Annotated in this window: 2 protein-coding genes; one reads left to right on the forward strand and one right to left on the reverse strand. The window is 71.1% G+C overall.

The annotated features are described in order from the left end of the window. Positions 1-40: 40 nt before the first annotated feature. Positions 41-6,841 carry an SDR family NAD(P)-dependent oxidoreductase gene (locus tag ACH34W_RS26785; RefSeq protein WP_395963843.1) on the reverse strand — a complete coding sequence of 2,267 codons (6,801 nt, stop codon included), beginning with the start codon at positions 6,839-6,841 and terminating at the stop codon, positions 41-43. Positions 6,842-7,165: 324 nt separating this feature from the next. Here ACH34W_RS26785 and ACH34W_RS26790 point away from each other — a divergent pair, with 324 nt between their 5' ends. Further along, positions 7,166-10,309, forward strand: a complete 3,144-nt coding sequence (locus tag ACH34W_RS26790; protein ID WP_395963844.1) for a DHA2 family efflux MFS transporter permease subunit — start codon at positions 7,166-7,168, stop codon at positions 10,307-10,309.

Below are 10,309 nucleotides of genomic sequence, written 5' to 3' on the forward strand. Positions count from 1 at the left end.
ATCTCCTCCGTTGAGGCGGGGGTCGGGGAAGGGGCCCGGGTCAGGGCGCCTGAATGTCGGACACGGAGAGACCGGCCTCGTACGCGCCCCCGGCCTCCGATACGTCCCGTGACGCGCGTGCGTCGCGCACGCCGTTCACACCGTTCACGCCGTTGAGCTCGGACCGGGTGCCCTTCACCCCGTTGCGGGCGTCGACCGCCTCATCGCGGGCGTTGTTCGTCCCGTTGAGGGGGTCGTTCGTCCCGCTGCGGGCGTCGTTCGCCCGGATGCGGGCGGCGGCGGGCCGGTCTTCGTTCGCGGCGAGCAGTTCCTCCAGGTGGGCGGCCAGGGCCTCCACACCGGGCGGGTCGAGCAGGTTCAGGTGGTGAGCTCCGGGAATCGTGACCTTTTCCAGGGCAGCGCAGAGCTCACCGAAACCGTTCATCCCATCGAGCACGTACCGCGCGTCCTGGACGGCCCACGGGGTCTCCTCCGGGGCGTAGTAAAGGATCACGCGGCCGTCGTACGGCTGCGGCTCGTAGGCCTCCAGCGATCGGGTGTCCTGGTGCGAGGTCAGCTGGTGGTGCAGCGCCGCCGGCGGGATCAGGTCGGCCAGGGCCGCCGCCCGCTCCATGACCAGCGCGAACTGCGCTTCCTCGGCAAGCCCGGACAGTTCCTCGTAGGTGAGGTTCACCTCCAGGTCGTAGGTCTCGTTGATGTAGTCGGTGAACGCGGCGAACCGGCGGGCCAGGGTGTCCGACTCGTCCTCGACCGGCAGCGGCAGGCCGGCGTCGAACAGCGCGACGAACTCGACCTCGCGACCGGCGGCGACGAGCTGCCGGGCGGTCTCGTACGCCAGCACGCCGCCGAACGACCAGCCGCCGAGCCGGAAGGCGCCCTCGGGCTGGGCCACCAGCAGGTGCTCGACGTAGCGCGCGGCCCGTTCCTCCACCGGGGGCGCGTCGTCGAACCGCTCCAGCCCGTACACCGGCTGGTCCGGTCCGAGCAGGTCGATCAGCTGCCGATAGCAAGCCGTGGTGCCGCCCGCCGGGTGCGCGATGAAGACCGGACGGCGGGTGCCCGCAGTCTTGAGCGGCCGGACGGTCTGCCGCGCGGCCTCCTCGTCGGCGGCGCGCAGGTATTCGGCGATGTGCTCGGCGGTCGGCGTCGCGAACAGCTCACCTCGCGTGACCTCACTGCTTTCCCCGACCAACCGACCCCGTCCGACCTCCTCGGCCAGCTCCGCCGCCACCTGCGCGACGACCTCGTCGGCCTGCCGTTCGGTGCCGCCCAGGTCGGCGAAGAAGTCGGCGGTGACGCCGACCCGGTCGAGCCCGAGGACGTCCTCGATGATCCGTACGGCCAGGCGCTCGGCGGCGTCGCGGGCCATGACGTAGCCGGCCTCGGCGTTGGAGACGGCGCTCACGCCCGAGGTGGGCGCGGGCGCGCCTGCGAGCCCGAGCTCCTCGGCGGCCCACTCCTCGAACACGTTGACGCTGGCGCCCTTGAGCAGGACCGCCGCCGGGACGGTGAGGCCGAGGTCGTGTTCGACACCGCTCTTGATCCGGACCGCCACGAGCGAGTCCAGCCCGAGGTCGGTGAGCGGGATCGACGGGTCGAGCCGTTCGGCGTCGAAGCCGAGGACGGTCGCGATGCGCCAGCGCACCTGTGCGGCGATGCGCTCCCGCGCGGCGGCTGGGTCCAGTTCCTTGACCGCGTCGATGCCCGGCCAGTCGCCCCCCTCCGCCGTGCCCTCGCCGTCGGCGGCCGCGGCGGTGAGCGCGGCGAAGTACGGCATGTTCTTGATCTCGGGGAACAGGCCCACGGCGGCGGCCGGGTCGAACCGCAGTACACCCGTCGCGGCACGGCCGCCGGCCAGCAGCGCCTCCAGCGCCTCGGCGCCCTCGTCCGGGCTGATCGGCTCGATCACCGCGACCTTGAGATCGGTGGCCCCGCCGACCTGCGACCAGGTGCCCCAGTTGATCGTGGTGCCGGGGCGGCCGCAGGCGCGGCGGTAGGCGACGAGCGCGTCGATCGCGGCGTTGGCGGCGGCGTAGGCGGCCTGGCCGGGTGAGCCGAGCAGAGCCGCGGCCGATGAGTGCATCACGAACCAGTCGAGTTCGTCGAGATCCCAGGTCGCCTGGCTCAGCAGCCGGGCACCTTCGACCTTCGCCGTCCAGACCCGGTGCAGGTCCTCGCGGCCGAGGTCGACGATCAGGCGGTCGTCGATGGCACCCGCGCCGTGCACGATGCCGTGCAGCTTCTTGCCGCCCTCCTGGGCGACCTGGACGAGCCGTTCGGCGATACCGGGCGCGGCGATGTCACCGAGGACGACACCGACGTCGACGCCGCCCTCGCGAAGTTTGGCGATGACCTTCTCGGCGTCGGCGTTCGGCCCAGACCGGCCGGAGAGCACGATCCGCCCGGCGCCGCGTTCGGCCAGCAGGCGCGCGGTCACAAGACCGATGCCGCCATAGCCGCCGGTGACGATGTACGAGCTGCCGCGCCGCACGATCCGCCGCGCTTTGCGGCCCGTCCCTGCAGCGGTGGTGAGAGTGGCCTGGTCGAGGCGCGCGACATACCGGACACCGCCGCGGTAGGCGACCTCACGGGCCGCGTCATCGGCGAGGAGTTCTCCGACCAGGTCACCCGGGCGGTCGACGTCGACGAGGGTCGTGCGGAGCACGGTCCGTTCGAAGCCCAGCACCCGGACGATCGCCCTGATGAAGCCCTGGGCGGGCTCGCCCGCCTCGCCCTCGCGCACGGGCAGGGCGTTGCGGGTGGCGATCCAAAGGCGCGTCCCGTCGGGGAGCGCGTTGGCGACGTCGGTGACCGCGAGGACGAGTTCCTCGTCCACGAGATCGGCGGAGGGGACCATGACCACGCCGGTCGGCGGTTCTCCGGCCGCCGTGACCGCTGCCGCCGCCACGCTCTCGGCGGCGGCCGAGACCTCGGCGATCGGGTCGGTGGCGAGAACGCGGCGGATGACGCGGTGGCCGCGCGCGTCAAGGTCGGCCGCGACAGCGACGGCGAGTGCGTCGTCCGCCTCGGCCAGCAGAAGCCAGGTGCCGGTGCCCTCGGGATGGACAGGCTCGGGAACGCCGGTCTCGTCCCAGACGACCTCGACGAGCTTGTCCGCCAGCGGAACGGGCAGGTCGGGACGTTCCACACGGCGCAGGACGACGCCGGTGACGTCCGCGAGCACCTCGCCGTCGGGGCCGACGAGCTGGAACGCGCCGACCGTCTCTTCGTCGTCCCGGACGATCTCGGCGCGGACGTGCCCGCCCCGGTGCGTCGGCCCGTACACCCGCAGGCTGCCCACCGTCTCGGCCAGCCAGACCCCGTCGCCCGCTTCTGCGGAGAGCACGGACAGGGCCCGGTCGAGGACCTCTGGATGGAAGCGGTAATGCCTGCTGCCGCGTTCGGCCGCCGCGACCTCGGTGGCGGCGCCCGCCAGCGGCACGGCCGGGCCGAGGTGGTCGTCGCCGACGTCGGCGCTGGCCAGCCGGACCCAGGTGCCGGCGGGTGTCAGTGCGTGGATCTCGACCCGCTGTTCCGTCTCGGTGAAGGTCGTGGTGACGGTGGTCTGCTCGGCGAGCGCGAGCGGCCGCTCTATCCACAGGCTGTTGACACGCACGGCGTCGGTGCCGAACGCCTGGGCTCCGGCGGCAAGGGCCATTTCGGCGAACGCGGCGACCGGCAGTGTGACCAGGCCATGGATCCGCGTTCCAGCGACCCACGGCTGGGCGGCCGTGCCGACGTCGGCGCGCCAGGCGTGCCGGTCCTCGCCGGGCAACTCGACGTGCGCGCCGAGCAGCGGGTGCTCGTCACGGCCGCCCCTGCCGCGCTTGGACGTGTCGATCCAGTGGCGTTCGTGCCGCCATGGCGACGACGGCACATCGATCACCGAGCCGCCGGTCGGCGCGCCGACCGGAAGGCCGTTGGCGGCGAGGAGCGCGAGCTGGGAGTGGAACGTCAGGACGTCGTCGGTCTCCTGGCCCTTCCGCGCCCGCTTGAGCGTGTGGGTGACCAGGGCCCCGGTGCCGTCCAGGGTCTCGCCGACCGCGTGGGACAGGATCGGATGCGCGTTGAGCTCGATGAACGTGCGGAACCCGTCCTCGGACGCCGCCGCGACCGCGTCCGTGAGCCGGACGGGGTTGCGCAGGTTGCGGGCCCAGTAGCCGGCGTCGAGCCGGGCGTCCTGCCGGGCGTCCTCGGCATCGATCTCGGCGTCGATGAAGGTTCGTGGGTCGTCGAGGGCGGTCGTGTAGAGCCGGATGCCCTCGGCGAACGGGATACCGCGTTCCGTACCGACGTCCGTGAGGAGTTCGCGCAGGTCGTCGAGCAGCGGGTCGACCTGGGGCGAATGGCCCGCGCCCTCGGCCTGGACCATGCGGGCGAGACGGCCCTCGGCTTCGGCCCGTTCCACGATGGTGGCGATCTGGTCGGCGTTCCCGGTCACCACGGTCTGCCTGGGCGACGAGTGCACCGCCGCGTACACCTCGGGGAGGTCGTGGCCGAGACGGGCGACCTCTTCGGCGGACGCGCCCAGCACGGCCATCGCGCCGCCGCCGACGATCCGGGTGAGCAGGCGGGACCGGCGGCAGATCACCTTGACGGCGTCCTCAAGGGTGATCGCGCCGGCGACCACCGCCGCCGCGATCTCGCCCATCGAGTGACCGATCACCGCCCCCGGCGTGACGCCGTACGACGTCCACATCCGGGCCAGCCCGATCTGGATCGCGAACAGCACGGGCATCGTCGTGGTGACGTCGGTGGGCTTCTCCCCGGATTCGAGCAGCGACCAGAGCTCGGGGCCGCCCTCCTCCGCGAAGAGCGTGTCGAGGTCGTCGATGGCCTCGGCGAACGCGGGCTCCTCTTCCAGGAGGCGCTGCGCCATACCGGCCCGCTGCGCCCCGTACCCGGAGAAGACCCACACCGGCCTGCCCGGCATCCCGAGGGCGGTACCGGAGACGACGCCGGGATGCGGGCGGCCCTCGGCCAGCGCCGTGAGCCCGTCCAGAAGCCCGGCGCGATCGCGGGCCGACACCGCCGCGCGGACACGGCCACGGCCGTTCCGGCGGTACAGGGTCTGGGCGACGTCCGCCAGAGCGACGTCCTCGTGCGCCTCCAGCCATCCGGCCAGGACGGCGGCGTGGTCACGGATCCGGTCGTCGGCGGTGTCCGACAAGGTGAACGTGTGCAGGGAACCGGGCACGACCGTTGACTCCCGGGCCGGACCGGCCAAGGCAGGGGCGGCTTCGAGGATCACGTGCGCGTTCGTGCCGCCGAAGCCGAACCCCGAGACCCCGGCGCGCGGCGGGCGGCCCCGGTCTGGCCACGGCGTCTCCTCCGCCACCACCGCGAGCCGCAGCTCGTCGAACGGGATGTGCGGATTCGGCTCCTTGTAGTGGTTGGAGGCCGGGATCGTGCCGTGGTGCAGGGCCAGCACGGTCTTGATGAGCCCGGCGATGCCCGCCGCGGACTCCATGTGGCCGAGGTTGGACTTGACCGAGCCGAGGAGCAGCGGCGCGCCGGCGTCGCGGCCCACGCCCAGCACCTCGCCGACCGCCTTGGCCTCGATGGGGTCGCCGAGGAACGTGCCGGTCCCGTGCGCCTCGACGTAGTCGACCTCGCGGGTGTCGATGCCGGCCGCCGCGTACACGTCCCGGAGCAGCGCCCGCTGTGCGTCGGAGTTGGGCGCGACGAGCCCGTTGGAACGACCGTCGGAGTTGACGCCCGAACCTCTGACCACCGCCAGCACACGGTCACCGTCGCGGACGGCGTCGGACAGGCGCTTGAGGACGACGGCGCCGCAGCCCTCGGCGCGGACCATGCCGTCGGCCGAGGCGTCGAAGGCCTTGCAGTGGCCGTCCGCCGCCGTGCCGCCCGCCAGGTCGAACGTCATAGTGACGGTCGGCGACAGCAGGATGTTGACGCCGCCGGCGAGCGCGACATCGGCCTCGCCGTTGCGCAGCGCCTGGACGGCGAGATGCGTGGAGACCAGCGACGACGAGCACGCGGTGTCGACGATCATGCTGGGGCCGCGCAGGTCGAGCAGGTAGGACAGCCGGTTGGCGATGATGCTGAGCGCGGCGCCGGTGGCCGTGAACGGTTCGAGCGAGGCGAGGTCGGACGCGGTGAACGCGGCGTACTCCGGCGCCGAGACGCCGACGAACACGCCCGTACGGCTGCCGCGGAGCGCCGCGGGCCCGATGCCCGCGTGCTCGAACGCCTCCCACGCGACCTCCAGGACGAGGCGCTGCTGGGGGTCCATGACGGCGGCCTCGCGCGGGGTGATGCCGAAGAACTGCGCGTCGAACCCGGCGATGTCGTCCAGGAAGCCGCCAAGGCGGGTGGTCTTGTCCAGCAGGTCGCCGACCTCGGGCGAACCGTCGTCGAACGCGTCCCAGCGCCCCTCGGGCACCTCACGGATCGCGTCGCCGCGACCGGTGAGGAAGCGCCAGTAGTCGCCGGGCCCGTTGAGATCACTTTCGCCGCCGGGGAACCGGCAGCCGACGCCGATGACGGCGATGGGCTCGTCGTCGCGCCGGACGGTGGCCGCGGCGACGGGCGCCGGTTCGGCGCCACCGGCGAGCGCGACCGACAACTTGTTGATCGTGGGGTGTTCCCAGACGAGCGTGGCCGGGAGCGCACGGCCGAGAATCTGCTCGAGCTCACCGGCGATGGCCACGGCGTCCCGGGACGCGAGACCGAACTCTTCGAGTGGGCGGTCGGGGTCGATTTCTTCGGCGGGGATCCGGGAGCGACGCGCGATCTGGTCGATCAGATACCGACGAATCGAATCCTCACTGATCCGCGTCTCGTCCTGCGCGGCTCCGGAACGATCGGTCGTTTGCATACGTGCGGTTCCCCCAACTGAACCTGGGATCGTTCGAAGCGAGGGGGCCCACTTTGTCCTACGGTGACCGTCTCACGATGCGCACCCAGACCACTTTTCTCACTGGTGACTTGTCACGGCGATGACAAGACTCACTGGTAACCAATGTGGCCTGATGGGATAGTTGGGACCTTCTCGACCAACAGGCGGGTCAGGGTGACCACGTGCCAACGAATTGTAACTATATTCACTCACGCATATGGGGGGAAGCGGCGATTCTCCCGGTGAGGACAACAGCCGCGTGACGCATTGACCCGGGGCCGGTACAGATGGGCGCTGGCGGTCGTGGCCGTCAGCGCATTCATGATCACCATGGACAACACGGTGGTCGCGAACGCGCTGCCCACGATGATGCGCGACCTGGGCATGTCCAACTCCGCCAAGGACTGGGTCGCCACCGGCTACATCCTCATGTTCTCCTGCCTGATGATCGCGGGCGGGCGCCTCACCGACGTCTACGGCTGCCGCCTCACGTTCACCTCGGGCATGGTCATCTTCACCGCGTCGTCCGCCGTCTGCGGCCTGGCCGGCGACGAGGCGATCCTGATCCTGGGGCGCATCGTCCAGGGCGCCGGCGCCGCACTCGCCCTGCCCGCGACCCTGGTCATGGTCACGGTCGGCCGCACGGACAAACAACGCTCGATCGGCACGATCGTCTGGGTGGGCGCGGCCTCCGGAGCCACCGCCCTGGGCCCCGCCATCGGCGGCTTCATCGTCCAGCAGTGGCACTGGGGCTGGATCTTCCTGATCAACATCGTGCCCGGCATCCTCGTCATCCTCCTGGGCCTCGTCGTCCTGACCTCCAAGGGTGAGAACAAGAACGCCCGCGTCGACCTGCCGGGCGTCCTCATCTCCGCCACCATGCTCTTCGCGCTCGCGTACGGCCTGGAGACCGGACGCAAGCACGGCTGGACCGACCCCTCCGTCCTGAGCGTCTTCGCCCTGGCGGCCATCGCCCTGGCCTGCTTCGTGGTCGTCGAGACGTGGGCACCCGACCCGATGATGAACCTGCGCTTCTTCCGCAACCGGGTCTTCGTCGGCGGGCTGCTCTCCCAGATGCTCTGGGGCATCGGCTTCAACGGCATGATCTTCTACTCGGCCACGTTCCTGCAGCGCTACCTGGACTTCTCGCCGCCCCAAGCAGGCCTGGTCATGATGCCCCCGGCCATCGCCATCATGGTCCTGACCCCGCTCGGCTTCTGGCTCGCCGCCAAGCTCGGCCCCCGCCCCATCATCGGCGGCGGCATGGCCGCCATGGCCGCCGGCATGGTCATGTTCTCCGCCCTCCACCGCGGCGACGGCTTCGCCGACCTCATGCCCGGCGTGATGATCGTCGGCATCGGCTCCGCCCTCTGCATGCCCCTGGCCATGTACGTCCTCAAGTCCGTCCCCGAAGACCAGGCCGGCGTCGCCAGCGGCATCCTCAACGTCATCCGCGAGGTCTCCGGCGCCTTCGGCATCGCCATCGTCGGCCTCCTCATCCACGAGGTCCCCCCGGAGAACGCCAGCACGCAAAGCCTCGAAGCGTTCCGCAACGGCACCTCCAACGGCCTCATCCTCGGCGCCACCCTCGTACTGATCGGCGGCCTGATCAGCGGCCTGACACTCCCCAGCAAGCGCGGCTGGCTGGGCCCGAAGCACGGCAAGCAGTCCCACCGCATCCCCTACCCCGAGCCAGCAGACCCCCGCGCCACCACCCCAGACCCGATCCCCGTCCTCCAAGCGAACGCCTCCAACGGCCACGAAGACCGGCTCCCGGTGGCCCCCCTCGCCCCACCCATAGAGCTCCCACAACCCAAGCCCGAGGCGACGCCACAAGCCGAACCAGAGCCGCACACCGAGCCAGCACGAGCCGAGCCTCTGCTCCAGACGGCCCAGCCGACATCGCATGAAGAGCCAACGTGGCAGGCCGACGCCGCGCCACTAACTAAGCCCGTACCGTGGACCGAGCTAGAACCCCAAGCCGAGCCAGCGTGGCGCGCCGAGGCCACGCCACCAGCCCAATCACAACCGCAGGCCGAGTCAGAACCCCAAAACGAACCAACACCACACGCCGAGCCAGAGCTGCAGGCCGAAACAGTCCTGCAGGCGGAACCACCGTGGCAGGCCAGACCAGAGCCGTCGGCCGAGCCGGAGCCGCACGATGAGCTAGCGCGAGCCGAGCCTCTGCAGGAAGCCGCGCCAATCCAGACGGCCCAGCCGACATCGCATGAAGAGCCAACGTGGCAAGCCGACGCTGCGCCGCTAGCTCAGCCAGAGCCGTGGACCGAGCTAGAACCCCAAGCCGAGCCAGCCCAGGCAGTCGAGCCAACGCTCCAAGCCGAGCCAACGTGGCGAGACGAGGCCACGCCGCCGGCCGAACCAGAGCCCCAAAGCGAGCCAGCACCACACGCCGAGTCGGAGCCATGGGTAGAGCCAGCGTGGTGGAACGAGGCGCCGCCAGCCACGCCAGAGCTAGAGCTAGAGCCACAGGGCGAGCCAGCACCCCAAAACGAGCCAGCAATGCACGCTGAGCCGCAGGCCGAACCAGTTCAGAGGGTCGAGCCAGTCCGGCAAGACGAGCCGGTGCTCCAAGCCGAGCCAGCGTGGCGAGGCAAGGCCACGGCGCCAGCCGAGCCAGAGCCAGCACTACATGCCGAGCCGGAACCGCAGACTGAATCAGTCTTGCAAGACGAGCCAGCACTGCAGACCGAGCCAACGTGGCGGTCCGAGCCAGAGCCGGCGGCCGAGCCCGAGCTGTGGGCCGAGCCAGTGCTTCAGGGTGAGCCAGCAACGTACGCTGAGCCGCAGGCCGAACCAGCCCAGAGGGTCGAGCCAGTCCGGCAAGACGAGCCGGTGCTCCAAGTCCAGCCAACATGGCATGACGAGGACGCGGCGCCCGCCGAACCAGAACGCCAAGGCAAACCAGCACAGCAAGCTGAGCCGGTGCTCCAGGCCGAGCTAACGAGGCTGGCTGAGCCAGCACCGGGCGTCGAGCCGCGACTAGGGGCCGAGCCAGAGCCGTGGGCCGTCACCGCAGCTGAGCAGCCCGTGGCCGAGCCGACGCTGCAGGCCGGACCAACGGAGCTGGCTGAGCCGACGTGGCGAAATGAGCCGGTGCTGCAAGCCGAGGCAACGTGGCGAGGCGAGGCCACGGCGCCAGCCGAGCCAGAGCCAGCACTCCATGCCGAGGCGGAACCGCAGACCGAACCAGTCCTGCGAGACGAGCCAGCGCTGCAGACTGAGCCAGAGCAGCCGCGTTATCCGGCTACGCCTCGGTATCCGGCCAAGCCGCGGTATTCGGCGCGTCAGGTGGTTGTCGGCGATCATCTGGCGGGTTCTGGTGACGTGTGGCCGCCGCCACCGCCGGAGGGCTGGTACCAGCCTTACGTGCCCGGCGACGCGGTTGAGCCCGAGGACGGCGAACGGCCTCGGGGGGATGCCTGGTGA

Origin of the sequence: Actinomadura sp. 6N118 (genome assembly GCF_044326415.1) — a bacterium.
Classification (GTDB): domain Bacteria; phylum Actinomycetota; class Actinomycetes; order Streptosporangiales; family Streptosporangiaceae; genus Spirillospora.

Coding starts and splice junctions, on each gene's coding strand:
- ACH34W_RS26785 (WP_395963843.1), bottom strand. CDS start 6,841: ATGCAAACGACCGATCGTTCCGGAGCCGCGCAGGACGAGACGCGGATC.